Origin of the sequence: Bacillus sp. FSL K6-3459 (assembly GCF_038003305.1) — a bacterium.
GTDB lineage: Bacteria > Bacillota > Bacilli > Bacillales > Bacillaceae > Bacillus > Bacillus pumilus_O.
This window is the reverse complement of sequence record NZ_JBBOOW010000001.1, coordinates 2,833,718-2,858,076: the sequence shown is the minus strand read 5'-3', so window position 1 is coordinate 2,858,076 and position 24,359 is coordinate 2,833,718. Positions and strand designations below refer to the sequence as shown.

Genomic DNA, 24,359 nt, shown 5'->3' with positions numbered 1-24,359 from the left:
TTGGTGCTGTCCCATGAGGAGGTGGAGCGTTTGAGTCTTCTTTGGGTTTTTTATGAGAAGGATTATCAAACCGTCCGTTTAGACGAGCAGTTCAATCGAGAAGCTGTGATTGGCCCTGAAATAGAGCATACGGTGACAATCCCTTCACTTTCGTTTGATGAAGGATTCATCCGTTTAACTCCCGATGAACCGAATAATGGCTTTTCCATTCATCAGGGTGAAGAGAAGAAAGGCACATTAGTTCCATATGAACCATATAAGCTTGGACCACTGACACTTATTTTAATGGAAGCATATCATGATCAACACATTTATTACCTAGGAAATAGAGTCGAGCTATCTTTTTCACGTGAGAAAAAAGATGAGATCGATGTGTGGAAAGAACAAGCACATCCCATGTTTCAAGATGCGAGCCAGTTTACTTTAGAGAAAATCGAAGGAACTTGGTATGTCATGCCTCAGGACGAAACGATTTATGTGAACGGGAAAAAAATTCACGGTCCAGAGCCAATTGATGCCGGAGATGAGCTGTTCTGGAACTTTCTAACGGTGACATTGAAAGATCATGATTTATTGCAGGTGACTGCATATGAACCCTTTCAAACACGCTTGGAAAAAACAAGAGCACCAAGCACAGAAACAAAACAAAAATATCCTTTATATAGACGAACACCCCGTTTAATTTATGATCTGCCAGATGACCGGGTTTCCTTTAGCTTTCCTTCGCAGGAGAGTGAAAATAACAGCAGAGGGCTTTGGCTTGTTGTCCTCCCGCCACTTGTGATGCTTCTTGTGATGGGAATTGTTGCTCTTGTCCAGCCGCGCGGAATCTTTATTGTCGTGTCGATGGCGATGTTTATCATGACGTTAATCACATCGTCTGTTCAATACTTTAAAGAGAAATCACAACGCAAAAGACGGGAAGAGAAACGGCAGCGAGTCTATTCTCTTTACTTAGAAAATAAACGAAAAGAGCTGCAAGAGCTCTACGACCGCCAACAATATATTTTGACGTATCATTATCCGTCATTTGAACAAATGAAGTATTTAACGTCAGAAATTAGCGGCCGAATTTGGGAAAAAACACTTGTGAGTGATGATTTCTTGCAGCTACGTCTTGGGACAGGCGCAGTCCCGTCAAGCTATGAACTATCGATGAGCGGCGGCGATATGGCCAATCGTGACATTGATGACTTAATGGAACAAACGCAGCACATGCAACAGGTCTATCGTGAAGTAAAGGATGTGCCCATCACATTCGGTCTTGCCGATGGCCCAACTGGATTGATTGGAAAGTCAGCCATTGTGAAAAAAGAGCTTCATCAGCTTGTCGGACAGCTTGCTTTCTCGCACAGCTATCATGATTTAAGATTTGTCTTTATTTTTCATGAGCAAGAGTATGAGAATTGGGAATGGATGAAATGGCTTCCGCATTTTCAGCTGCCTCATACATACGGCAAAGGGTTTATTTACAACGAACAAACACGTGATCAGCTGTTGTCCTCCATTTATGAAATTTTACGTGAGCGTGATTTAGAAGAAGAAAAAGAGAAGAAGATCTTTACGCCTCACTTTGTGTTTATCGTGACAAATCATGAGCTCATTGCTGAACATGTGATTTTAGAATATTTAGAAGGCAGCCGAACGGACCTTGGCATCTCCATTATTTTTGCTGCTGAAACAAAGGAAAGCTTAGCTGAAAATATCTCGACGCTTGTCCGTTATATTAACGAGGAAGAAGGAGATATTCTCATTCAGCACAAAAAAGCCGTCCGAATTCCCTTTCAGCTTGATACACATGAGCGCGGGGACAATGAACTGTTTGCCAGAACGCTGAGAACATTAGAGCATCAAGTTGGTATGACCAATTCAATTCCTGAAACGGTCTCCTTCCTTGATCTTTTTCATGCCAAACAGGTAGATGAGATCGGCATTCGTGAAAAATGGCTCACATCAGAAACGGCCAAATCACTATCTGTGCCAATCGGTTATAAAGGGAAAAATGACATTGTGGATCTGAACCTGCACGAAAAAGCACATGGCCCGCATGGTCTGTTGGCGGGAACAACAGGATCAGGGAAAAGTGAATTTTTACAGACGTACATTTTATCGCTTGCTGTACACTTTCACCCGCATGAAGTCGCTTTTCTATTGATTGACTATAAAGGAGGCGGAATGGCGCAGCCTTTCCGAAATATACCTCATTTACTTGGCACGATCACCAATATTGAAGGCAGTAAGAACTTTAGTGAAAGGGCGCTTGCTTCAATTAAAAGTGAGTTGAAAAAAAGACAACGCTTGTTTGATCAATATCATGTGAATCATATCAATGATTATACGAAGCTCTATAAGGAGAAAAAGGCTGAACAGGCAATGCCTCATTTATTCTTAATCTCTGATGAGTTCGCTGAATTAAAAAGTGAAGAGCCCGACTTTATTAGAGAGCTTGTCAGTGCGGCACGTATCGGCCGAAGCCTCGGGGTTCATCTCATTTTGGCTACCCAAAAACCAGGCGGGGTCATCGATGATCAGATTTGGAGTAACTCCCGCTTTAAGGTCGCACTCAAAGTACAAGATGCGTCAGACAGTAAGGAGATATTGAAAAATAGTGATGCGGCGTTCATTACCGTGACAGGCCGCGGCTACTTACAAGTAGGAAACAATGAAATCTATGAATTGTTTCAATCAGCTTGGAGCGGTGCGCCGTATATGGAAGATGGCTACGGATCAGAAGATGATATTGCCATTGTGACAGATACTGGGCTTATTCCGCTTTCAGGAGTTAGTACCGAACCGGCTGTGAAAAAAGAGACGGTGTCGGAGATTTCTGCTGTTGTGGATGAAATTGAACGTATGCAGCAGGAGCTTGGGATTGAGAAGCTCCCAAGTCCATGGCTTCCACCGCTCGAAGAACGGATTCCAAAATCACGTTATGCGTCGAGTGAAGAGCATGTCTTCCATTTTGCGCTTGTCGATGAGCCAGATCAGCAGAGCCAGCATCCACTTTCTTATCAAATGATGGAAGATGGGAACATTGGGATCTTTGGTTCCTCTGGCTACGGAAAATCACTTGCTGCAACAACACTACTCATGAGCTTTGCGGAGAGATATTCACCAGAAGAATGGCATGCGTATATTTATGACTTCGGAAACGGCACATTGCTTCCGTTAGCCAAGCTGCCGCACACAGCGGATTATTTCTTAATGGATCAAATGAGAAAGATTCAAAAGTCGATGACGCGTCTGCGGGAAGAGGTTGAATACCGCAAGCGGTTATTCAGGCAGCAAGAAATGAGTCATATCAAAATGTACAACGCCTTAAATGAGAAAAAGCTCCCGTTCATTTTCATCGTGATCGACAACTTTGACATTGTCAAAGATGAAATGCATGAACTTGAATCTGAATTTATCCAGCTGAGCCGTGATGGGCAATCATTAGGAATTTACTTCTTGATTACAGCGACTCGGGTTAATGCAGTTCGCCAATCTCTTATGAACAACTTGAAAACAAAGGTCGTCCATTACTTAATGGATCAAGGAGAGGCGTACTCGATTATTGGCAGACCGAAATTTAGCTTAGAGCCAATTCCAGGCCGCGTCATTATCAACAAAGAAGAGCTTTACTTTGCACAAATGTTCTTACCAGTTGATGGAGAGAACGACCTCGAGCTGTTTGAGCACTTGAAACAAGAGATCCAGCTTCTTCATGAGCGCTTTGCATCAGCTGAAAAACCAAAACCTGTACCAATGCTTCCTGATAAACTAACCATTTGGGAGCTAGAGAGTCGCTTAGAAGAACAAAAACAGCCGTATGACATTCCAGTCGGACTAGATGAGGAATCTGTTGCACCTGTTTACTTTGACTTGAAGAAGAATAAACACTGCCTCATCATCGGTCAAACGCAACGAGGGAAAACAAATGTGACAAAACTGATGCTTGATCAGCTATTAGCAGCAAAACCTGAAAAGCTAGCCGTCTTTGATTCGATTGATCGGGGTCTCTCTCATTATGCAAAAGAAGAGAACATGGATTACCTTGAAACAAAGGATGATATCACAGAATGGGCAGAGGGAATAGACCGTCTATTCAAAGTGCGTGAAGAGATGTACGTCGAAGCTGTGCGCCGTGGAGAGACTGATCAGTTGTCGTTCCCTCAAATTGTACTTGTGATTGATGGCATTACGCGTTTTCAACAGACGATCGATCCACGTCTTCAAGATCAATTGGCTGATTTCATGAAATCATATGCACATCTAGGCTTTAGCCTGATCGCATCAGGAAATCATACCGAATTTAGTAAAGGCTATGATGCACTCACAAACGAAATCAAACAAGTTCGTCATGCCATGTTACTCATGAAAAAATCAGAGCAAAACATCATACCGCTTCCGTATGCAAGACAAGAACCAGATATTCAGCCAGGCTTCGGGTATTTGGTTGAAAACGGGAAAGAGAAGAAAATCCAGGTTCCTTTATGTGCGGTAGAAAGGAAGAGTGTTCAATGACAGAGCAGCAAAAAAGCTCCATCAAAATCGTATCGACGATGATATTGATTCTGGTTCTGCCGGTTTTATTTTTCCACCTCATTGGAGATGATCCGGCAAAACAGAAAAAGAATGCCACACGTAATATTGCAGTGGTCAATGAGGATATGGGAGCGAGCGAAAGTGAAAACACCGCTCGTTTCGGACAGGATGTTGTCGCCGCCTTATCAGAGCGTCCAGATTATACATGGACTGTAGTGAACCGGAGTGCGGCGGAAAATGGACTGAAAAGCAGAAAGTATGACGCTGTCCTCTATATTCCGTCTGATTTCTCGAAAAATGTGCTGAGCTATGATAAAGACCATCCTGAAAAGGCATCCATTCAATTTTCCATTCAAGATCAGCTCAATTCAGTCAATAAAGAGAAAGTGCAACGAGAGCTGGAAAATGCGCAAAAGAAAATGAATGAACAGATGTCGACGTTATACTGGAGTTTTGTATCACAGGAAATCGGCAATGTTAGAGAAGAGTTTGAGCATATTGTCGGTAAAGAAGTCGAATTCCAAAACACGATGTATAACTTCTATAAGCCGAACTCAAACAAACTATCAGATGCGGTTCAGCAACAGAAGAAACAAATAGAAGAATTGAAAAATGCAATGACCGACTCGCAGAAACAGTATAAAGACGGTCTGAGTACGACAGAAGAAGCAAAGAACCAGTTAAAGGACTTTGTGAAAGTAGTCGATCAATACCAGCAGTATCAAGACAAACAAAAGGACCTCTTGATCAAAGCGCAATCCACAAACCAAAAACAAATCCAGCAGGGGCTCAAACAGCTCGCTGATATTCAAAACCAAAATGCCCGCAGCTTCAGTGATCAAATGGGTGGACTCAAAACAGATATCAACGGAGTACAAAGTCAGTTAAACACAACGGACAGCGCCATCCAATCTGTTCAAAAGTCGAGAGAGGATGCTATTCCTAAGCAATCGACTGGATTAACGGAACTTGTAAAGACGTCTCAGGAAGAACTGATTAAAAAGTATGAAGACCGTTACTTAGAAGACTATCGAAATAAAATATCTGCCTTGCAGACAAAGCTATTGGCAAAAAGACAAGAGTTGATGGACGAGCCTGAGCCTCCAGTTGATTCTGAAGATGACGGGCAATCAGATCAAGATAATGAAAACCCTGAAGAGATTGGAATTAACCTAGATGAAGAAACAAATGAGCTCTCGCAAATTTCAATAGAAATGAACGACCTTGCAGATCAATTAGTAGAACAGGAGACACCGCCTTCTTCTGAAGATGGGGAAGTAGGAGAAAATGATGAAAATCCTGCTCAGCCAGATACCGGCAGCAAGAATTCATCGCAGGATGACCTAAAAGCACTCTCAACTCGCTTAGATGAAGTGAAAAAGAAAATTCAAGAGAAAGCTTCCGCTCATAATGATGAACTGAAAGACAAAGTGAGTCAAATGAGTAAAGAGCTTGAGAAGCTTACGAAAAAAGTAGAAAAGCTTGAAAAGATGTTCCTATGGTTACAAGATCGATATAATGTGATTCCAAATGAAATCAAAAGCCAGGAATCCACTATTTTAAGCAAAGTAAAAGAGCTGAAACGCAGAAACTCACCGATTGGTGAAGCATTTAATGACAATCTTTTTAAGGAAAAGTTTGATACAAAATCAACAAGAACTAAAAAATTAATGGACTATTCAAATCAACTCTCTCAGCTAGAGCTGATGATCGCAAATGTCTATCAACCATCTAATAACTCTTCTTTATATGACACAAAAGAAGAGAATATCCAGTCCATCCTCTCCATCAAAAAAGAGGAAACGGAAAACTGGGATACGCTCAAAAAACAAATGCTGACGTCAAACGATGATGTGTCTACTTTTATTGATGAGATGCAGAAGTTTTCAGATGGATATGCAGAATACATTTCGACTCAGCAGGCAAGCATGGAACAGGAATTAAACACAATTTCTGAAAGTGCGGACAATGTTGCAGAGCAAATGGCTGATCAAGGAGGTGCAGTGTATACGGCAGACCTTGCAGGCAGTTCAATTGTTGTCAGTGCGCAGGATTCAATTGGTCAAGAAGTGCTTCGACTTTCTGAAAATATGAGTTCGTTAACCGACCGCCAAAAAGGGGTGGCGGATTATACGAATAACATTGAAGAGAGTGTGACAACGGTCCAAGAAAAAGCGGATACGCTGAATGAAAACTGGAGCAAGAATGTTCATTCTACGAAACTTGTTCAGCAAGATTTGAAAGGGATTTTAGGAAACACATTAAGTGATCAAGGCAACAGCAACTATGTATATAATCACTTAGCTAATCCACTGAAAATCAGTGGTGATGTACCAGAAGAAAAAACGCAGACTGTACCGCCAGTGGTCATTTTGGTCATTGTGATGATCAGTAGTTTGTTAATTGGCTTTTTCAGCTCGTATTATGCGGCCGCTCCGATGCTGGTGAAAGGTGCACTGTTTGGCATCTTAAATCTATTAGTCGGGCTCATGATCAGCTTATTTGGACTAAACATTTACAAGCTTGCAGATGATCAAGCGATTCAGTGGTCCATTTTCACGATTTTACTATTAGTGGCTTGTTCCGCCTTTATTCGCACGGCGTTCCTATTCGGCTCTATTGCCGGATGGATGGCAGCAACGGGGCTTATTTTCTTCTTTGTCGCACCATTAATTGATTTGGTGATGCCGAATTTCCATTTCACCAACCCAGTGACAGACGTGTACCTGTCCATCCAATATGGAAATGGAGATCACTTTGGAATGGGTGTGATAGGATTACTGATTTTAACTGTCCTCTTCATGGTCATCCCGCTTGTGACAAAGCTATGGAAAGATAAAACGGAGGAACGTGATGTGACTCATGAGGCTTAATCTGTTCGTGAAAGGGATGGCACTTGGTGTCATGTCCCTTTTTCTCCTCATTCCTGCTGCTTTCGCTGCTGGTGAAGATACGGATACAAACGTCAAGCCGAATGAATATCAAGAAAAAAAACTCGATATTAACTCAAGTATATTGAGGGATCAAACGAAATACGAACAAAGCAAAAAGACATCAACAGTTAAAACAGACATTCATTTTGCTAAACCGCCTAAAACTCCGGGAGGGTCTCTTTCACCACAGCTTTTCAGTGATCTAAAAGAGAACCCGCCCAAAACATCAGCTCACATGATGGAAGAGATGAATATCTCTTTTCGTGATGCAGCGGTATCGACACCTTCTGGCGAAGATCAAGAGAAGCAGTCATCTGCACTCCTTCCGATCATCTTTGGTTTCTTCATCGTCTTTGGTATCGTTGTGATGTTCATTCTGATTCCAAAGGTCAATGTGAAGGCTGAAAAGAAATAGCCTGTCTCTTTAAAAGAGGCAGGCTTTTCTTTATGCAGATTGCTTGAAGTCGTACCGTTTCACTACGTAAAATAAGGTTATCAAGGGAGGAGATTGTCATTCGAATTTCAATCGTTACAGGTGGATCAAAAGGATTTGGCCTAGCACTTGTGAACAGGCTGCTTGCGCGCGGAGATCATGTGTACACAGCAGCAAGAAGTGCATCACCGATTTCTCATCCGAAACTTACACATACACAGGTCGATCTGACAGATGAAAAAGCAGCAGCCCAATGGCTTCAAGGTTGCCTCACGCCGCAAACACTGGCGACAGCTGATGATATCTTATTTGTCAATAATGCAGGCATGGTGACACCAATCAAGCGTGTGGGGAAAGGCGGACAGGATATGCTTCATCAGCATTATACGCTGAATCTTTTGATTCCTGTTTTGCTGAGCCATGTATTTGTTGAGCAGACTCAATCATTTAATGGAAAGAAAACGATTGTTCATCTTTCTTCTGGAGCGGCGAAAAATCCTTATAAAGGCTGGAGTGCGTATTGCAGCTCAAAGGCAGGGCTTGATATGTTTATGAGGACTTTGCATGAGGAGCAGAAGGACGAGGCATATCCAATTAACACGTTTTCATTTTCCCCAGGCACGATTGATACAGATATGCAGGGGGAGATTCGAAAATCATCAAAACAGGACTTCGAGCAGATTGACCGTTTTCAGCAATTATATGAAACAGGCACATTAAAGAGTCCAGATGAAGTCGCATGTATTTTGCTCGATCTTTTAGCGGATGATCCAGCTGGCGGCGTCGTATATGATGCACGTGAGTATGGAAAAAAGCAGTCATAACGACTGCTTTTTTCCGTCTTGTACAAGCAAAACCGGCTGATTTGACATAAGCTAATCTTGAGACTCATAGAAAATATAACAGAACATTTGAGTTTCTTTTCAGAATATGTTAGGATGCTAAAAATATAGATAAGGAGGGGTTTCCATGAGAAAGGTTACATTAATGGATGTTTACACCCATCCAGTTGCTCAAAAATATTTAAATCGTTCAGGAAAAGCCCATGCGATTGCTTGTGCTTATCACGCATTCAAGCTGGCGATGAAGGCTGGGATTAACCCAGATCTGGCTGTGAAAGCAGCGCTCTTACATGACATTGGCCATTATGAATGGTATACAGCCGGCGGAGAATGGGATTACGAGACATATAGACGAAATGATATTCATGCGATTAAAGGTGCAGAACGTGCACATAAACTGCTCATACGCCTCGGGGAGGAACCAAAAGCAGCCAAAGATATTGCTCTTGCGATTCTGCTTCATACAGACTCATATTTGCCAGAGGGTGACCTCCATAAGGACACACTCCAACAAATTGTGAAGAAAGCAGATGAAATGGATGAAGAGCCTGGTGGGCATCACCATTACAGACAAATAGACGAATCACTGGCAATGAAGAAAATTGCCGATTTGGATCAGAAAGTGCAGCAAGCACTTCAGCCTATGAAACGAACTGTTTAGTATGGAATGTCTCCATGAATCGTTCCGTGCTGATCGACATACAATGTGCGAATAACGGTGCGGTTAAACGCAGATGTCCCTGACGTAGTGAGTCCAGTGTATTGTACCGTGACGGAATAGGCACCTTCTTTTTTCAATTGAATAGCTGAAGAGCTACTTGTTTTCACTGGATGATCCTTTTGTGTGTCTTTAAAGTAATTGGTTTCCACTGATTTGCTTAACCGTTTAATCAGACCGCTTGAATGAGTCGAAGCACCTCCTGACTTCAAAGCAGCTTCTTTAATTTCTTCATTTAATGGTGAATCAAAAGATACAAGCAGCAAATAAGGAGCCATTTTTTCAGAATTCGATTGAATCGTCCATTTTCCAGGAACGGGTTTATTGATTTTCACATGGTGTGAATATGCGCCTTCATATGGGAAAGAAGCTTCCGATGTCTTAAGATTTGTTAAGACGTCTCCATTTGGGGCTATGATTTCGGGCTGCGTCTCCTGCCTTTCATTTAACCACTGGATCGATAAGCCATTCGTTCCTTCCTCTACATAGAACACTTCTGTTTTATCCTTTTCACTTTCTCCACCTTTCACATAAACATCTGTATTGAGCTCAGCAGAGACGGGCTCTTGTTCCTCTTTATGTTTATTTTCAGCGCTCGAGGCATTTGCGAGCAACTGATGCTGGAACACAGGAAACATACTTGTGCCGTTTTTGATTGAATAGTGATCCCATTTTCCTGTTAAAATATTGTTTGCATATGATAGTTTTGTGCTGTTTACCGTGACGGCACCATCATTTGTACCAAAGCTCTTTAAATACATGCCGCCTAAATACAGCGCACCGCCAAATGTACCCCATTCTGAACCAGAGTAGGTGACATATTTATTGGGGAACGCCTCTAGCTGATCGGTTTCACTTCGAAAAGCTGCCATCAGACCAGTTTGCAAAGAATAAAGCGCTTCGCTTTTTTGTCCAAGAATTTGCGCGAGCCAGCCCCCACCCTTGCTATATGCTAGATCCGCAAGTGGTGTCCCGTTATGAGGAGAGCCAAGCGTAATGACCTTTTCCACATAGGGATGGGCTTTGAAATACACGAGGGCGGACTGTGTATCGACCCCTCCTTTACTATGACCAATCACAATGAGTTTTCTACCAAATGCGTCATAGATTTCTTTGAGCTTTTCCGCTAATAGTTTGCCGTTCTTTTCTATGTCCTGATCTGGGTGCAAATCTATGAATGCGCTTTCGTATCCATTCTGAACAGCCTGCTTTGCCATATCGTTTCGATTGGACCAAGTGGAGGAGGAGCTGTTAATACCATGAACAAAAACAAGTGGTGGTTTTGACCCGTCTTTTTGAATGGGCTCTTCTCCTTTATACCACTTTCCTGGCGTCCCTGGGGGATCTCCAATTGTCCCTGCATACACATAACTTGCAGAGGATAGAAAGAGCATGACAGCAACAATACAAATGAGTTTTTTCAAGACAATTCACCTCTTCAAATGATTTAAATTGTTGGCAGCACCAATCTATTATACTTCTAAAAAATGTAAATACGTATCAATTGTTAAAATATGGTATTAATGTTGTGTGGTTGCCATGAGTGACATTCACATGGGTTCATGCATACGCTGTGGGTAAATACACAAGTAAAGGGGCGGGTAGTATGGCACAACAAGGAAGTCCGCAGCTTGTTTCATTAGTTGATCCATATGTTTATCAAACATTGCAGAAAGTGGTCGGTATGAGATTAATTGTGCAAACAGTGAAAGATACGGTCCGTGGGAAATTGAAGGAAGTCATGCCGGATCATATTGTCATAGAAGCGGGGGCAAAATCAGTTTTTTATGTGCGGATCCAGCAAATCGTGTCGGTGATGCCTGATCACAGTGAAAGAGTGTAACAAGCAGACGCATAGGTGTCTGCTTTTTTTCATGCTTATAGAATGTATATCTAGAAAAAGTGCATGATATACCAATTGTTCTTTTTTTTTCAAAAAATGAGGTTCTAAAAACAAGAAGCAGTTGACAGAAGGTGGGTTGAATAGTAGTTTTTTAATAAGATCAATACGTAACAGGAGGAGCATCTTTGTTAAAATCTAAAGTTCATTTTTGGACATTCCAAATATTACTTGTTTTACTCATTGTGTATGTATCAACAAAGGTTTCGTTTTTATTTCAGCCGATTATATTATTTGCATCAACTCTGTTTGTCCCCATCTTGCTGGCGGGTATTCTCTTTTTCATCTTTAATCCAATTGTTCAATTTTTGTCCAAGAAAATGCCTAGAACTCTCGCTATCCTGATCATTTATCTTCTGTTCATTGGACTCATCACGTTTATCGTCAATGCTGCTGGACCGGTGATTATCTCGCAGGTTGGTGGACTTGTTAAAAGCTTCCCTGGTTATGTGACGGACATGCAAAAATTTATCAATGATTTTTCGCATTCTAAAACATTTACTTGGATGATGAGCCAAGATTATGTGTCTGTCTCAAAGTTTGAACAGACGGTCGTTTCGACATTAAAAGCTTTGCCAGAAAACATTGCTTCAAGCATGTCTGCAGTGTTTGGCGTAATTGCAAATATTGCTTTAGCGGTCATCACAGTTCCATTTATTTTATTTTATATGCTGAAAGACGGGCATAAGTTTCCGGACAAGCTCGTTCAGTTCTTACCAATGCCTTACCGCAAGGAAGGGCTGAAGATCTTCAAAGAATTAAACGACACGCTCGCAGCTTACATACAGGGTCAGATTATTGTCTGTTTGTTTGTCGGAGTCGCTTGTTTTATTGGATACTTATTAATAGGTGTGAAATATGCGCTTATTCTCGGTATCATCATTGCGGTCACAAACGTGATTCCATACCTTGGACCATATCTTGGCGCGGCACCAGCTGTGCTGATTGCCTTTCTTGATTCGCCTGGAAAAGCAGTGGTGACAGTGATTGTGATTCTTGTCGTGCAGCAAATTGACGGAAATGTCATTTCTCCATTGATCATTGGGAAACGCTTGAACACACATCCTTTGACCATCATCCTGTTATTAATTGGGGCAGGAAGCTTTGGCGGTATCCTTGGCATGATCTTTGCGGTTCCTGTCTATGCACTGCTCAAAGCCATCACCCTGAATATTGTCAGATTGGTTCAGCTGCGTCAGCGGTCTCGTAAAGAACAGCATTTAAACGTTTAAGGCAGGGCAAATGCACATCTTTCCCCTTCCTGCATAAGATGATTGATATAAGCAGATAGGGGGAGATTCTGATGCCTGCCATCGTTGGACCTATTCATATCGAGTCAGTAGGAGGAAATGGTGCAGCTACTTTCGGTGATGTACTGGCCATTGCCCCTTTAGCTGTAGACCACTCGACTGGCGGGGCTGGAGCCTTTAATTCAGGTGATTATATGTCTGTTACAAGTGATCCAAATGCGACGATGCTTTGGGACTTCACATTGTTTGGCCAGCCTCAATCATTTAATGCATAGAAAGACAGCTGGTGATGACATATCAGCTGTCTTTTTTATTTGTGATACACGTATTGTTGAGCTGGGCATATGATGTAGATAGAAAAGGTGGTGGAGCAATGCCAGCGATTGTTGGACCTATTCATATAGATCGTGTGTACGGAAATGGGGCGGCACATTTCGGTGATGTTTTTGCCATTTCACCAAAAAGTGTTGATCACTCCGCCGGTGGTTCAGGTACCTATAATGCAGGGGACCTCGTCCGATTTTTTAACAGTCCAAACGTCACATTTGTTTGGGATTCTAATCTTATTAGTCAGCAAAAGAGCTTCAATGCGTAGCCAGCTTTGAAAGGGAATTCCTTTTCAGAAGCTGTCTTTTTTTATGGTACAATGGATATGGAAGTAAGAAGGAAAAAGAGGTGTGAACAGAGTCAAATGAAAATTAGAAAAGCACACATCACAAGCGGACAACCAAAGACCTACAATGTATATTTACATGAAAATAAAAAAGAATATCAAACGCTTGTTGCCGTACCTGATATTGAATGGAGTATCTCTATTGCGTACGAGGACGAAAAAGAGCAGCTGATCCATACGCTCGAGCAATCCTTAATGGAAAGAGCAGAAACAGACGAAGCCCGTGAACTTGCACTAAAGATTGTGCACTGGGTCACAGAAATGTAAATATAAAAACCAGGAGTGAAAACAGCGATGAAAGAAGAATCCGTAGACTTTTATTTGCAGCAAGGGATATTTGGACATGCTGAAACAAAACCCGATGAACGAAGAATGTTTCTCGGTTCATTAAGAGAACGAGCGCTTCTTGCCCTGACAAAGGGACAGGTATCACGAAATATACCGTATCAAGAGGTCGAACAAGTATTAAAGGCCAACCGTCAGGCCACTGTTCTTTTAAATGGTGAGTTGTCCTATGCTTCTTATTCTCAATATGTGAAAATGGCTAATGCTGCGGGATGTTCCTTTAAAGTGGTGAATCATCATGAGGCACATTCTCCTTTTGGTCTTGTGATAGAGCTGCCGAATGCGGTCAATCAAGAGCACATCTATATAGAAGATGAGCTGTTTCAAAAGGCTTTTTCTCAAGAATCTGTTGAATAGGTTTCCCTAGTGAAATGAATAAGCTATAATGAGTCAAAAGAGCACATGGGAGAGATGCGGATGGGCAAAGCATTGATTTGTATTGATTATACCGTTGATTTTGTTGCAGACGATGGAAAACTAACATGCGGAAAGCCTGGTCAGGCGATTGAGCCTAAGATCACAGAGATCACTTCTTCGTTTATTGATGAAGGGCACTTTGTCGTCTTTGCAGTCGATCATCATGAGGAGCAAGACCCTTATCATCCAGAGACAAAGTTATTTCCGCCCCATAATATTCGCGGGACAAAGGGAATTGAACTTTATGGCAAACTAAGTTCACTATTTCACACGTCAAAGCATTTAAAACATGTCTACTATATGGAAAAAACAAGATACTCTGCTTTTGCAGGCACTCAATTAGAAATGAAACTGCGCGAGCGTGGCATCACTGAACTTCATTTAGCCGGCGTATGTACCGATATCTGTGTACTTCATACAGCTGTTGATGCGTACAATAAAGGCTTTGAACTTGTGATTCACGAGAATGCTGTAGCAAGTTTTAATGAAGCGGGGCACGAGTGGGCACTTTCTCACTTTGAGCAGTCGCTTGGTGCGAAAGTGGTTAAGTAAGGGAAGGAGAATGGAAGTTGGAGCATCGGTTTATTGACGACAGTTTATCACTACATACAGACCTTTATCAAATTAACATGGCAGAAACGTATTGGAGAGACGGCATTCATGAGAAGAAGGCAGTGTTTGAACTCTTCTTCAGAAAGCTTCCATTTGACAATGGCTTCGCTGTATTTGCTGGTTTAGAGAAAGCGATTGAATATTTATCGGATTTCTCCTTCACCGAAAGTGATCTAGCGTATTTAAAAGACGAACTTGGTTATAAAAGCGATTTCATAGATTATTTAAGCGGGTTATCCTTTACAGGCTCCCTTCATTCGATGCGAGAAGGCGAAATTGTTTTTGCAAATGAGCCAATTATGCGCATTGAGGCAACGCTTGTTGAAGCGCAGCTAATCGAAACCGCCTTGCTGAATATTGTGAACTTCCAAACGCTGATTGCAACAAAGGCAGCTCGGATTAAAGGAATCATTGAAGACGAGACAGCACTAGAATTTGGAACAAGGCGTGCACATGAAATGGATGCTGCAATGTGGGGAGCAAGAGCGGCACTCATCGGCGGCTTTCAGGCGACAAGTAATGTTCGTGCTGGGAAGCGCTTCAACATCCCAGTGTCAGGAACACATGCTCACGCACTTGTACAAGCATACCGTGATGAATATACGGCATTTAAAAAATACGCTGAAACCCATACAGACTGTGTTTTTTTAGTCGATACGTATGATACCGTGAGATCCGGTATTCCAAATGCCATTAAGGTAGCGAAAGAATTCGGAGACAAGATCAACTTTATTGGTGTCAGACTTGATAGTGGTGACCTTGCCTACTTGTCTAAAAAAGCTAGAACGATGCTTGATGAAGCCGGATTCCATGACGCAAAAATCATTGCATCAAGTGATCTCGATGAACATACCATCATGAATTTAAAAGCACAGGGTGCCAAAATTGATGTGTGGGGTGTTGGGACAAAACTGATCACAGCATTTGATCAGCCAGCACTTGGTGCAGTGTATAAGCTTGTGTCAATTGAAGAAAATGGTAAGATGAATGACACCATTAAAATTTCATCCAACCCAGAGAAAGTGACAACACCAGGACGTAAACGTGTGTACCGCATTATCAATCAATTGAATCATCACTCAGAGGGTGATTACATTGCGCTCGAAGAGGAAGATGTTCATAGTGAGGATAAGCTAAAAATGTTCCACCCTGTGCATACATTTATCAGCAAATTTGTCACAAACTTTGTGGCGAAGGATCTACATGTCCCGATTTTCGAACAAGGAAAACTTGTATATGACAATCCGGATATTCAAACGATTCAAGCCTATGTGCAGGATAGCCTCGGACTTTTCTGGGAGGAATATAAACGAATCAGCAAACCAGAAGAATATCCAGTCGATTTGAGTCAAAAATGCTGGGATAACAAGATGCAGTTTATCCATGACGTGAAAAATAAAATTAAACTAGAGCTTTATGAAAGCTAACGTTGGAAGAAAGGAGATCATCAAGTCAGGTGATCTCTTTTTTTATTTTTTGACCGATTCAAAATGAACCATTAGCACAATCATTTGGTATACTGAAAGCACATCTTGTTTGTCATGGCATAAAGGAGGATTGGAGCAGTTGAGGGTGTTTGTTGCGAGACAGCCTATTTTTAACAGAAAAGAACAAGTCGTATCATATGAGCTGCTTTATAGAGATAGTGAAACCAATACATACAGCGCTGAAGATGGTGACCAAGCGACAACGGACCTCATTATTAACAGTTTTTTAAATATCGGCATCGAAACATTGACAGAAGGCAAAAGATGCTACATTAATTTCACCGAAAGCTTACTTTCGTCTGATCTGCTCACCTATTTTGATCCGCATCAGCTTGTGATCGAGATATTAGAAAATGTCCCGATTACCCCAGCACTTATTATGAGATGTAAGGAATTAAAAAAATGGGGATATACGATTGCACTTGATGACTTTTTTCTAAGCGGATCACATTTCAGTGACAAGTTGCTTGAGGAACTCCTCTATTGCATTGATATTTTAAAAATCGACTTTCTAAAAACCACATCGGAAGAACGTAGAAAAATTCTGCATACCTATAAAAAATATCGACTTCGTTTCCTTGCAGAAAAGGTGGAAACGCGAAGAGAATATGAAGAAGCGCTAGAAGCCGGCTTCCATTTGTTTCAAGGGTATTTCTTTAGTGAGCCGCATGTGATATCAGGACGAGCATTATCGACCAGCTTCCATGCGTATCACCAGTTATTAAATGAGCTAAGCAAGGACCAACCGAATATCCAGGTCGTGACCCATTTTATTGAAAGTGACCTTTCGCTATCATACCAATTATTAAAAATGCTTAATTCAGGCGGCATGAGACGCCTTTATCAAATCAAAAGTATCCGGCAGGCGATTATTCTGCTTGGTTTTAATGAAATTAGGCGTTGGATCTTTATTCTTTCATTTAAAGAATTGAATGTTCAAGCCAATTCAAGTCAAAAAGAAATTATTAAAATGTCCTTCATTCGGGCGAAAACATGTGAACTGATTGCGAGTCGTACCGAACGAGAGCACCCAGCCTCTTATATGCTGACAGGTATGTTTTCTCTCATCGATACACTTGTCAGGGCAGATATCACAGAACTTGTGAAAGAGCTGCCGCTTTCTGATGAAGTGGGCGAGGCACTGCTTGGCTATGAAAATGATTATTCATTTGTGCTAGATGTCGCCAAACGGATTGAACGAAATGAATGGGATCATGAGATGTTAGATGGGAGTCTCCCGAAGCAAGAAGCCTACGGATGTTATATAGAAGCTATTGAATGGTGTCATAAAATGTTTGAATCGTAAAAGCCGCCCACGCTGAGAGCGGCTTTTTTTGTTATGCCCATTGTAAAAGGAGAAAAAGCCTGCTAGAGGCGAGAGACAAGTAGATACGAATGCCTTCTGGACTAAAGCGGATATCGATACCACTTTTTACACCGATTTGTTTCAGCATCCGGATGACACTTGTCGAATCAGAGCGCTCAGCAGCCTCCATCATCCGCTGTGCAAACGAAAGCGAGCTGGAAATCTGCTGTGTGATAAGTGAAGCATCAGCAACAAGTCGAGCTGATTCCTTTGCGGCTCGTTGAAACGAGTGGACATCTACTGGAGGAAAAGTCATAGGCGTGCGTGGATATGCACGTCTCATTGCGGGACCCTTCAAAGCAGGATAAGGAACAAAGTAAAACACATGGTCACCTCTTCTCTCATTGACATGAAATTGGACGGATATCTGTTCTAAATGTATGTAGAAAATCAGAATAAAGAATCAAAATGATCTTTCTATCTGTATAAATCCAACATAAAAATAGGTACTTTTGCGGTCAATTTCGGTGAATGTCGTCAAAAAATTGCGGTGTCCACAATGGGGTCTGTCGTCTGACCTATAAGACTCAAAACCGAGGTTACAGGAGGGATCGTATGTTCTGTTGTGAGAGAAGTGTGACGAATGGTGCCTATTCTTGTCGCAAAAATGACGCAGTTCCTTTGAAATTAAGATAAAAGTATGATTTGAAAAGTCAGAAAATGATGAAAAAAGACCTATTGAATTTTGCGGTATCACGCACACATTTTGTGCATACTTTTCGGTGAAAAAATACTCAATTACATTTACACTGTTATTAACAGATCAAATACTTATGACCCAATCACCATACACAAATACATTGATCTTCCAAAAAAGGAGAGTGGAATCGATGGAAAAGTATGAAATCGAAGAACTTAAACAATTATTATGGAAACTTGAAAACGAAATTAGAGAAACAACGGCTTCTCTTCATAACATTAACAAAAGCATTGATCAATACGACAAATATGAATATGTGAAAATTTCTTAAAGACTTGATCATCATCAAGTCTTTTTTTTATCCAAATACATACAAAAAAAGGATATATTATTATATAATTGTTAAATAGTGATGTCAGTGGACATTTGCTCAAGTCTTTTTAGTAAAATAAAAGGCGGAAGGGTGAGGGACAAGACCGAGTATGCTAAACTATCTAGAGAATACAAAAATCAAGCAGAATATGTCTGATTTTATTCAACATGCAGTCAGGCAGAAAGATTTACAACAACTGCTTCTAGAATTTACAGATATAAAGAATGAATTTCCCTTTGGGCAATTGGCTTACAAGCATTATGAGGCATTTGGCGGAAAAGACAAGCAAGCGATTACACAATTGGCAGCAGGGATTGAACTTCTCATCTTATCAGCCGATATATTAGATGATATTGAAGATCAAGACAAAGATTCGTATCCTTGGATGAAGTGTCAGAGCGGAATTGCGATGAATGCGGCAAATGTTCTTTTTGCATTGAGCTTTGAAGTCTTTTCAAAGCTTGATCATGCAACGGAGCTTTTAAACAGTGTATACACCTATTCTATTCAGTCAATGCAAGGGCAGCATTTGGATATGACACTGGAGCCGGAGAATGAGCAGGATTGTTTAAATATCATGAAGTTAAAGGCAGGATCACTATTTGTGTTACCTTGTGTGTTAGGGGTTATCTTGGCAACAGGTTCTTTTGAAAAGAATGTAGAAGAATATGCGTATTATCTTGGAATGGCGGAGCAGCTTGAAAATGACTATTTAGGTCTTTTTAATAAAGAAAATATTGATTTTAAAAGAATGCAAACATTACCGCTTGTCTATTTAAAAAATGAATTTAACCGATCCAGTTCAGACTTGCTCAGTTATTTTCAATCAAAGGATAAGAGCGTCGGCTCTGAAGAATTAAAGGATAAATTAAAGAAATCTGGTGCTCAACAATATGTATTTATTATGAGAAACCTTCTCAGAAATAAGTGTAAAGAAGCGTTCAAGAAACTACATTTAGAGGCTTCAAAAAAGAAAAAACTGATACTCTTTTTAATTGGAGATGGAGAAGATGAAAATTCAGGAATTGGTTAGTTATTTAGTGGAGAATCCTTCAACATTAAATCAAATCGTTAATGGGAACGCATCATTGCTTCACGTTGATCAAGAAACTGCAAGTATAATTGTTGACGGATTCCAGAAAGAAGACGTTATTAAAGCAATCATATGGTCAACTGCTTGAGTAGATAAATATTATGAGAAAGTTATATTCTAAGTTAACAGTTATATTAGTAATCCTTAGCTTCATCTATGTGATTTACATCTCTTATATCAACGTATTTAATATTTTTGTTGGAGCAGCTGTTAAAGAAAATAGTCATGGTCAACTTGAGGTAGTGGATGTCGATAATTTTACAGATAGCTATCTAGCTGGAGTTAGGAAAGGCGATATCATACTTGAAGTAAATGGGAATGAAAAACCAGTTGAAGAAGTTAAAAGAGGTTTTTTAGCTAATGTTAAAAGTTTAGTCGTTGATAGACATGGTGATAAAATTGATTTAGAGAATGTAAGGTTATTGAGTCAAGCGAATCTGTTTATTTATCTAATACCAGTCATTCTTTATTCCATCTGTCTATTTTGTATATTTATGATTTTAAAAATGAATAAAGCAAACCAAAAAGAGTCAGCTTATATTTTAGCTTTATTTCTTTTGGCGGTGTCTATAGGTTATGTAAGTTCTGGTGGTTCTGGAAAAGGAGAGGCTATCAGTCGTATTCTTGTAATCGTTACAATGAATATTGTACCTCCACTATATATGCACTTTATGTATCAATATTTAAAAGAATTAGGAACAGAAATTATTCGTCGTCGAGTTCTTTTTTATTTGTATCTAGTTCCAGTTACTAACGTTTTATTAGTTTTATTCTATAAAAATAAAGCAGGACCAGTAGATCTATTAGCATATGTCAATTTACTTTCATTTTTTGTTCTGGCTTTCCTTTCGATTATTATCACTATAAGGGCTGCTAAAAAATTGAAAGACAATGAAGTCAGCAATGTACTTCGAGCATTTGCACTCATTTTAATCTCATCATTCAGTCCATTCATGCTATTTTTTATCATTCCTTATTTTTTTGGTATATATTTTATTTCACCTTATGTTGTTGCATCGTTTGTTCTTTTAATTCCTTTTTTCCTAGTGTATCAATTTATGTCAAATAAGCTGTATAATGTTGATTTCTTTATGGGGAGGATTAAATACTACGGTTTTTTAGCGATTACACCAACAATACTAGTGGTTGTTGTTTTTGATTTTCTTCAAAAACCGAATGCAAATTTCTATACAGTGAAATTTACAATCATCACGTACATTCTTATGCTCACCGTTTTCTACTTTAAAGAAATTATCGATTTCCGCTTTCGTTTGAAGCGTTTTTCAGAGAAGCATAATTATCAGGATAGTGTATTTAAATTTACACAGCTCATTCGTGAGGCGTCATCACTTCATCAAGTATTGTATCATTTAAAATACACCATCTTAGAAGTACTTGTTGTGAACAAAGCCTTTGTGCTTGAAGTGAAGGCAGATGGACAAATTGTTGAAATTGATGAATCAATAGAAGAAAGCCAGCTATGGAAAGATTATGTGGATCAATTTCAAGATATTTTAGGTGAAGTTGGTAAAATCATCGCGCTTGATAAAGGGTTTATGATGAAAATTGGTGAGCGGGGCGGTCACTCTTTTGTGATTTGCTGTTTATCTAATTTACGGACACCTAAGCTGACCCGCGATGAAATCTCATGGCTCAAAACATTGGCATTTTACACAAGTGTCAGTTTAGAAAATGTCGTCAAGATTGAAGAATTGATGGAGCATCTTGAAGATTTGAAGCAGCGTGAAGCGAACCCTGCTTGGCTGAAAAAAGTGATGTTTGCGATGGAAGAAAAACAGCGCTCCGATTTAGCGAGGGATTTACATGATTCCGTGCTGCAGGATTTGATATCGCTGAAAAGGCAGTCAGAGATGTTTTTAACGAATTTCCAAAACGATCAATGCCCAACCTCTATTGAACAATCGCTTATCTCATGGAATGAACAAATGTCTAAGGTGATTCAAACGACGAGAGAAACATGTCATGAACTTCGGCCGCAGCTGCTGTACGATTTAGGTTTAGTGAAGGCGATATCGAAGCTGACTTCTCAAATTCAGGAGGAAGCACCGTTTCATATTCGGCTGAATACGACACGCTTTGATAGGGAGCTGGACATTGATATTGACTCCCAGCTTAATATTTACCGGATTGTTCAGGAGCTGTTATCCAATGCCTTGAAACATTCTCAAGCCAGCCAAGTGCTCGTAATGCTGATTTGTATTAAAGATCAGGTTGTTCTTCACTACGAGGATGATGGAGTTGGTTTTGAGGCAAGCCACCTTGATCAGCACACCATGAGCATGGGTCTCTCTGGAATCAGAGAACGAGTCAAGGCGTTAAATGGGAAGCTGCACATTCATACAGCACCTGAAAAAGGGCTAAAGGTGAAAATTGAAATGGAATTGTAACGATTTATTAAGGAATAAGACTTGGCATCTGCCAAGTCTTTTATATAAAATGGAAGTGAGTGATTTAAAGGGAGGAAGACATGAAGAAGATATTGGTCATTGATGATCATCCGGCTGTCATGGAAGGGACAAAAAGCATTTTAGAATCAGATCAGCAGCTATCAGTCGATTGTTTAAGTCCTGATGCAGAAGCCGCCTTTTTAAAGACGCATGACTTTTCCATCTATGATGTGATTTTGATGGATTTAAATCTCGGGGATATCAATGGAATGGACATTGCGAAACAAATTCTAGAAACCAACCAACAAGTGAAAATCATCATTTATACAGGGTATGAAGTTGATGATTATTTTGAAGAAGCCATTCGGGCTGGATTGCACGGTGCAATTAGTAAAACAGAGACAAAAGACAAAATTATTGAATACATACACCGCACATTGCAAGGAGAAGTTGTCATTCAGCTATCCTATTTAAAGAAATTAATTTCACAGCAGCAAGAAAAGCCAGAACAGGCGCAGGAGACCGATCACGAGCTGTTAACAGAGCGAGAGTGTCTGATCCTGAGAGAAGTGGAAAAAGGATACACAAACCAAGAGATTGCCGACGTGCTGCATTTGAGCAAACGCTCGATTGAATACAGCTTGACGTCCATTTTTAATAAGCTGAATGTTGGCTCTCGAACCGAAGCGGTGTTAATTGCAAAATCTGAAAGTGTGCTGTAAACGTGTGAAGGGAGAGAACCCTGATGGAAGTGAGTGGATCAAATACACTGCTTGAGTCACTGGGAATTGAGATTGTAGAGTGTAATGAGTCTAGATGCGTAGCGACAATGCCAGTCGATCACAGAACAAAACAGCCATTTGGACTGCTGCACGGAGGAGCTTCTGCTGCTCTGGCAGAAACAGTGGCAAGCATGGGGGCTGCGGCTCATTTAGACTTAACTCAGCAAGTTTGTACAGGGATTGAAATCAATGCCAATCACTTAAAATCTGTACGTGGTGGAGTAGTGACAGCGACGGCTGTTCCTGTACATGTAGGACGCCGGACAATGGTATTTCAAATTGATATAAAAGATGATCGAGACCGGCATATCTGTACGTCAAGATGCACACTTGCTGTCATTGATCGCATATAAAAAGCTCCCGGTGCAGCGGAAGCTTTTTTTAGGTTGGATTGATCTATAAAAGAAGCTCCTCGCATGTGAGGAGCTTCTTTTATTTTATAAGTATGAGTCTTCTTTTCGTTTAATCACGAAGTTACGAAAACCGCCATAATCATCCTGTACACTTCGTTTGTCCATCTTGACCCCAGTATTGTAGGCGGCTCTTCCGATCAAGTGTGCGCCGACTGGAGCTGTTAAAAAGATAAAGACAATCCCAAGTAGGATCTTCGCAGAAATAATGCCTGCAAGAAACCATTCGTGAAAGAACACCCCAACTAATATGAGAACAACACCAAGTGTTGATGCTTTGGATGCAGCATGCATCCGTGTATAAACATCCGGCAGGCGAAGAACACCAATGGCTGAAATAAGACAAAGGATGGCGCCAAGCAGAATGAAGAAAATGACTATAGCTTTAGCGATGACGATCATTTTCAATCACTTCCCCTTTCTCAAGGAATTTGGAAAAAGCGACAGTGCCGATAAAGGCAAGGATACCGAGCAGTAAAATAATTTCAAAGAACGTTGTCGTTTTCAGCAAAATAGAAACGATAGCTGTCATCCCAATTAAATTGATTCCTATCGCATCGAGCGCACTAACACGATCAGGAATAGAGGGACCTTTGATAACCCGTATCACAAAAAGAAAGGTAGACAGCGCAAGAATGCCAAGTGAAATTTGTAATATGAGCTCCATTACTTACCACTCACCTCCTGAATCGCTTTTTCAAATGACACCCGGATATCGTGAATGGCTTTTTCTGCATCTTCAATATCCATCGCATGAATGTATAAAATTGAACGATCATCAGAAATATCAATGACGAGTGTACCTGGTGTCAATGTAATCATATTAGCCAGTATGGTAATTTCCCAATCCGTTTTCAAGTCTGTACGAAAGGCGAAAATACCGGGCTTAATGGTGAGCTTTGGAGATAATACGGTCTTTAATACACTTAAATTGGCAAGAAGCAGTTCTCGAATAAATATCATGACGAGCTTGAAAATCGCAAACAGGGCATAGCCGTAAAATCGCTGCGGGAAAAACCGCCGTAGCATAAAAATGGCGACCATTCCTAGTACAAAGCCAGATACAAAGTCTGCGGCTCTGTATGTATCATTCATAAACATCCATGTAAAGGCGAGGAGAGCGTTTAGTAATATTTGAAAGGCCATGTTC

Annotated in this window: 25 protein-coding genes; 20 read left to right on the top strand and 5 right to left on the bottom strand. The window is 40.6% G+C overall.

Annotated elements, in window-relative coordinates; genetic code table 11:
• Nucleotides 1–30 precede the first annotated feature (30 nt).
• From essC to MHI35_RS14610, 5 genes are all read left to right on the top strand, one after another.
• Nucleotides 31–4,506, top strand: coding sequence for a type VII secretion protein EssC (essC, locus tag MHI35_RS14630; protein WP_335349076.1), 4,476 nt, complete (start codon nucleotides 31–33; stop codon nucleotides 4,504–4,506).
• A complete protein-coding gene (gene esaA, locus MHI35_RS14625; RefSeq protein ID WP_335349075.1) occupies nucleotides 4,503–7,400 on the top strand; it encodes a type VII secretion protein EsaA in 2,898 nt (965 codons plus the stop codon). The genes essC and esaA overlap by 4 nt, the downstream gene beginning before the upstream one ends.
• Nucleotides 7,390–7,875 (top strand): type VII secretion protein EssA, encoded by a 486-nt coding sequence (essA, locus tag MHI35_RS14620; RefSeq protein WP_335349074.1) that lies wholly within the window; start codon nucleotides 7,390–7,392, stop codon nucleotides 7,873–7,875. The genes esaA and essA overlap by 11 nt, the downstream gene beginning before the upstream one ends.
• A gap of 98 nt (nucleotides 7,876–7,973) precedes the next feature.
• Nucleotides 7,974–8,717 carry a (S)-benzoin forming benzil reductase gene (locus MHI35_RS14615; RefSeq protein WP_335349082.1) on the top strand — a complete coding sequence of 248 codons (744 nt, stop codon included), beginning with the start codon at nucleotides 7,974–7,976 and terminating at the stop codon, nucleotides 8,715–8,717.
• 145 nt (nucleotides 8,718–8,862) lie between these two features.
• The gene (locus MHI35_RS14610) at nucleotides 8,863–9,396 is read left to right on the top strand and encodes an HD domain-containing protein (protein ID WP_144485015.1); all 534 of its coding nucleotides are present in this window, start codon (nucleotides 8,863–8,865) and stop codon (nucleotides 9,394–9,396) included.
• Here MHI35_RS14610 and MHI35_RS14605 read toward each other — a convergent pair.
• Nucleotides 9,393–10,877 (bottom strand): esterase/lipase family protein, encoded by a 1,485-nt coding sequence (locus MHI35_RS14605; RefSeq protein ID WP_144522303.1) that lies wholly within the window; start codon nucleotides 10,875–10,877, stop codon nucleotides 9,393–9,395. The genes MHI35_RS14610 and MHI35_RS14605 overlap by 4 nt on opposite strands.
• Nucleotides 10,878–11,059: 182 nt before the next feature.
• Between MHI35_RS14605 and MHI35_RS14600 the strand changes: the two genes are divergently transcribed.
• The 9 genes from MHI35_RS14600 (at nucleotide 11,060) to MHI35_RS14560 (ending at nucleotide 17,443) form a co-directional block, all read left to right on the top strand.
• On the top strand, nucleotides 11,060–11,296 hold the full coding sequence (locus MHI35_RS14600; protein WP_003213721.1) for a YuzF family protein: 237 nt from the start codon (nucleotides 11,060–11,062) through the stop codon (nucleotides 11,294–11,296).
• Between the two features lie 185 nt (nucleotides 11,297–11,481).
• Nucleotides 11,482–12,585, top strand: coding sequence for an AI-2E family transporter (locus tag MHI35_RS14595; protein ID WP_144522304.1), 1,104 nt, complete (start codon nucleotides 11,482–11,484; stop codon nucleotides 12,583–12,585).
• Between the two features lie 71 nt (nucleotides 12,586–12,656).
• Entirely contained in the window at nucleotides 12,657–12,878 is a 222-nt protein-coding gene (locus MHI35_RS14590) for a spore germination protein (RefSeq protein WP_144522305.1), read from the top strand.
• Between the two features lie 98 nt (nucleotides 12,879–12,976).
• A complete protein-coding gene (locus tag MHI35_RS14585) occupies nucleotides 12,977–13,198 on the top strand; it encodes a spore germination protein (RefSeq protein WP_144502876.1) in 222 nt (73 codons plus the stop codon).
• Nucleotides 13,199–13,294: 96 nt separating this feature from the next.
• A complete protein-coding gene (locus MHI35_RS14580; RefSeq protein ID WP_335349073.1) occupies nucleotides 13,295–13,543 on the top strand; it encodes a YueH family protein in 249 nt (82 codons plus the stop codon).
• A gap of 27 nt (nucleotides 13,544–13,570) precedes the next feature.
• A complete protein-coding gene (locus MHI35_RS14575; RefSeq protein WP_144522307.1) occupies nucleotides 13,571–13,978 on the top strand; it encodes a YueI family protein in 408 nt (135 codons plus the stop codon).
• Between the two features lie 60 nt (nucleotides 13,979–14,038).
• Complete coding sequence (locus MHI35_RS14570) at nucleotides 14,039–14,590, top strand: cysteine hydrolase family protein (protein WP_012011112.1); 552 nt, start codon at nucleotides 14,039–14,041, stop codon at nucleotides 14,588–14,590.
• Nucleotides 14,591–14,607: 17 nt separating this feature from the next.
• The gene (locus tag MHI35_RS14565) at nucleotides 14,608–16,077 is read left to right on the top strand and encodes a nicotinate phosphoribosyltransferase (protein WP_003212630.1); all 1,470 of its coding nucleotides are present in this window, start codon (nucleotides 14,608–14,610) and stop codon (nucleotides 16,075–16,077) included.
• Nucleotides 16,078–16,216: 139 nt separating this feature from the next.
• Nucleotides 16,217–17,443 carry an EAL and HDOD domain-containing protein gene (locus MHI35_RS14560; protein WP_211064153.1) on the top strand — a complete coding sequence of 409 codons (1,227 nt, stop codon included), beginning with the start codon at nucleotides 16,217–16,219 and terminating at the stop codon, nucleotides 17,441–17,443.
• Nucleotides 17,444–17,474: 31 nt separating this feature from the next.
• Here MHI35_RS14560 and MHI35_RS14555 read toward each other — a convergent pair whose 3' ends face one another.
• A complete protein-coding gene (locus MHI35_RS14555) occupies nucleotides 17,475–17,786 on the bottom strand; it encodes an inner spore coat protein (RefSeq protein WP_213019770.1) in 312 nt (103 codons plus the stop codon).
• 547 nt (nucleotides 17,787–18,333) lie between these two features.
• On the opposite strand from MHI35_RS14555, the gene degQ reads away from it, so the two are divergent.
• The 6 genes from degQ (at nucleotide 18,334) to MHI35_RS14525 (ending at nucleotide 23,152) form a co-directional block, all read left to right on the top strand.
• A complete protein-coding gene (gene degQ, locus MHI35_RS14550; RefSeq protein WP_003213123.1) occupies nucleotides 18,334–18,474 on the top strand; it encodes a degradation enzyme regulation protein DegQ in 141 nt (46 codons plus the stop codon).
• A gap of 151 nt (nucleotides 18,475–18,625) precedes the next feature.
• Nucleotides 18,626–19,549 (top strand): polyprenyl synthetase family protein, encoded by a 924-nt coding sequence (locus MHI35_RS14545; RefSeq protein ID WP_144522309.1) that lies wholly within the window; start codon nucleotides 18,626–18,628, stop codon nucleotides 19,547–19,549.
• Nucleotides 19,518–19,697 (top strand): competence pheromone ComX, encoded by a 180-nt coding sequence (comX, locus tag MHI35_RS14540; protein ID WP_313960228.1) that lies wholly within the window; start codon nucleotides 19,518–19,520, stop codon nucleotides 19,695–19,697. Before MHI35_RS14545 ends, comX begins: the two co-directional genes overlap by 32 nt.
• A gap of 13 nt (nucleotides 19,698–19,710) precedes the next feature.
• On the top strand, nucleotides 19,711–22,017 hold the full coding sequence (locus MHI35_RS14535) for a sensor histidine kinase (protein WP_211064042.1): 2,307 nt from the start codon (nucleotides 19,711–19,713) through the stop codon (nucleotides 22,015–22,017).
• Between the two features lie 80 nt (nucleotides 22,018–22,097).
• Entirely contained in the window at nucleotides 22,098–22,739 is a 642-nt protein-coding gene (locus MHI35_RS14530; RefSeq protein ID WP_003213500.1) for a response regulator transcription factor, read from the top strand.
• Between the two features lie 23 nt (nucleotides 22,740–22,762).
• Nucleotides 22,763–23,152, top strand: a complete 390-nt coding sequence (locus tag MHI35_RS14525) for a hotdog fold thioesterase (RefSeq protein ID WP_211064043.1) — start codon at nucleotides 22,763–22,765, stop codon at nucleotides 23,150–23,152.
• A gap of 84 nt (nucleotides 23,153–23,236) precedes the next feature.
• Here the strand turns inward: MHI35_RS14525 and mnhG are convergent, their stop codons facing one another.
• From mnhG to MHI35_RS14510, 3 genes are read right to left on the bottom strand one after another with little or no spacing between them, the layout of a single operon-like run.
• Nucleotides 23,237–23,611, bottom strand: coding sequence for a monovalent cation/H(+) antiporter subunit G (gene mnhG / locus MHI35_RS14520; protein WP_003213369.1), 375 nt, complete (start codon nucleotides 23,609–23,611; stop codon nucleotides 23,237–23,239).
• Nucleotides 23,595–23,876: a Na(+)/H(+) antiporter subunit F1 gene (locus tag MHI35_RS14515; protein ID WP_003213177.1), complete on the bottom strand. Its 282-nt coding sequence runs from the start codon at nucleotides 23,874–23,876 to the stop codon at nucleotides 23,595–23,597. The genes mnhG and MHI35_RS14515 overlap by 17 nt, the downstream gene beginning before the upstream one ends.
• Nucleotides 23,876–24,355, bottom strand: coding sequence for a Na+/H+ antiporter subunit E (locus MHI35_RS14510; protein ID WP_003213059.1), 480 nt, complete (start codon nucleotides 24,353–24,355; stop codon nucleotides 23,876–23,878). The genes MHI35_RS14515 and MHI35_RS14510 overlap by 1 nt, the downstream gene beginning before the upstream one ends.
• Nucleotides 24,356–24,359: the final 4 nt, after the last annotated feature.